Raw genomic sequence first — 2,087 nt, 5'->3', positions numbered from 1 at the left:
GTCCGCAAGCGACGCGGTCCATGCCCTGAACGCGTCGTCCGGCAGGGCCGAGACCATTCAACAGCGCTCGAATCCAGGACGAGCATGGATTTCTTATATGGATCAAACACTTCTCGAAGTACGCGTAACAAAAAAGACCCTTGAGGCGGATGATATCGCGAGCTTCGAGCTGAAGAACTGCGACGGCTCATCGCTGCCCCATTTCAGCGCCGGCTCGCACGTCGACGTGAACATGGCCAACGGACTCGTGCGGCAATATTCGCTGTGCAACGTGCCCGGTGAGACGGACCGCTATCTCATCGCGGTACTCCGCGATCCAAACACCCGTGGTGGGTCGGCTTTCATGCATGATCGAGTACAGCAGGGCGACACCCTCACCATCAGCCAGCCGCGCAACTTGTTCGCGCTTGCGCGCGACGCGCGCCGAAGCATCTTGTTCGCCGGCGGCATAGGCGTCACGCCGATCCTCGCAATGGCCGAAAGACTGGCGCAAATCGATGCGCCGTTTGAACTCCATTATTGTGGGCGCTCAAGATCGCGGACGGCTTTCCTCGACCGGATTTCGTCCTCGCATTTCTCCAAACAGGCGCATTTTCATTTCGACGATGGGCCAGAGGAGCAACGCCTCGATGTGAACGCCATCTTGGCATCGCCCAGTGCCGATACCCATCTTTATGCGTGCGGTCCGTCGGGTTTCCTCGATTTCGTTTTGGGCGCTGCCAGTCAGCTCGGCTGGAGCGGTAGCTGCGTTCACCGGGAGTATTTTGCGGCCGCGGCGACCACGAGCGCCGAGGACCAAAGCTTTGAAGTCGAGCTCGCCAGCTCCGGCCAGACTTTTCACATACCGCCAGACAAGACGGTGCTTGAGATCCTTGCCGCGAACGGCATCGATATACCGGTGTCGTGCGAGCAAGGCATATGCGGGACGTGCGTCACACGCGTGCTGCGCGGCGAGCCGGACCACCGAGACCTCTTCATGACGGACCAGGAGCATGCCGCGAACGACCAGTTTACGCCATGCTGCTCGCGCGCGCGATCACTTCGGCTCGTTCTTGATCTTTAGCGGAGTGAAGGAACCTCGCGGGATGATGTTGCAGCGCTTGTTGCGATGGTCCGCAATGAGGTAGAAGAGAGAAAACGAAAAGGCAGGGCCATGGAGAGAGCAATCGAACCAGTCAAAAGGGGACATCCTCCGTTGCCGCTGCATGCGGCGAAGGTCTGAGCATGCTCGCGCCGCCCCCCGCGCCGTTGAGCCCTTTCACGCTCTGCGAGACCCACGGCATCTTTGAACTGCCGGGCTGCAGGGTGCGCCGCTCGAGCGCCGAACTGGAATGGTCAAGCCTCTTTCTCTCCGAGCAGGATGAAGCGCCGTTCAGTGCGGAGGTGAATGCGACCAATGATCATCTGATCGTCATGCATCTCAGCGATCCGGTGCGGGTCCAGCTCGAAGCCGACAACATGACGGCTTGCGCGGTCATTCCCCGCCGTAGCCTGTTCGTCTGGCCAGCCGGGCACGGGTTTCAGATCAGCGTCGATGCGCCGGTGGAAACTCTTCATCTCTATGTGCGGCGTTCGCTCGTCGAAGAGGTAGGGCTGGCGATGGGATATGACGGCATCGATCTTGTGCTCGAACCACGCCTGGGCGTTTACGATGAACTGCTCGAGCAGTTGGCACTGGAAGCGCGCCGGCTCGCCTCGCGCAAGGACCGTGCCTCTCACGTCTATGTCGATTGGCTGGCATGTGCGATCGCCGCCCGCCGGCTCTGTTGCAAAGATTGGCGGCAGTCAGAGGTAGGCTGTCGCTCTGCGCCGATCAGGCGGCTGCTGCGAAATGGTGGTTGAGCATGCCCATGGCCTCCGTCAGCGCCGAGGGCCCAATGCCAAAAGCTCTCTCCACAAGGCGCACCTCGCCCCTGATGCCGGGCTGCAGGCACCAGGGGCGAGCCTGTCCTTTGCGCAGGGCTCGCATGACTTCGAATCCCTTGATCGTGGCATAGGCCGTGGGGATCGATTTGAAACCGCGCACCGGCTTGATCAGTATCTTGAGCTTTCCGTGATCGGCCTCGATCACGTTATTGAGATACTTC

Annotated in this window: 3 protein-coding genes; 2 read left to right on the top strand and 1 reads right to left on the bottom strand. The window is 60.5% G+C overall.

The genetic code is table 11. From position 1 onward, the window contains the following. Together L286_RS27290 and L286_RS49165 are read left to right on the top strand one after the other, a co-directional pair. On the top strand, positions 1-1,063 hold a 1,063-nt coding region (locus L286_RS27290), incomplete at its 5' end, for a PDR/VanB family oxidoreductase (RefSeq protein WP_338010809.1). A 161-nt stretch (positions 1,064-1,224) separates the two neighbouring features. Further along, positions 1,225-1,842: a hypothetical protein gene (locus L286_RS49165; RefSeq protein WP_020817425.1), complete on the top strand. Its 618-nt coding sequence runs from the start codon at positions 1,225-1,227 to the stop codon at positions 1,840-1,842. Here the strand turns inward: L286_RS49165 and L286_RS27280 are convergent. After that, the coding region (locus L286_RS27280; RefSeq protein WP_021222970.1) for a DDE-type integrase/transposase/recombinase at positions 1,814-2,087 on the bottom strand (274 nt) is incomplete at its 5' end. The two genes, L286_RS49165 and L286_RS27280, sit on opposite strands and share 29 nt — an antisense overlap.

This window comes from Sphingobium sp. HDIP04 (assembly GCF_000445085.1).
Classification (GTDB): Bacteria; Pseudomonadota; Alphaproteobacteria; order Sphingomonadales; family Sphingomonadaceae; genus Sphingobium; species Sphingobium indicum.
This window is presented reverse-complemented; position numbering and strand designations above follow the sequence as displayed.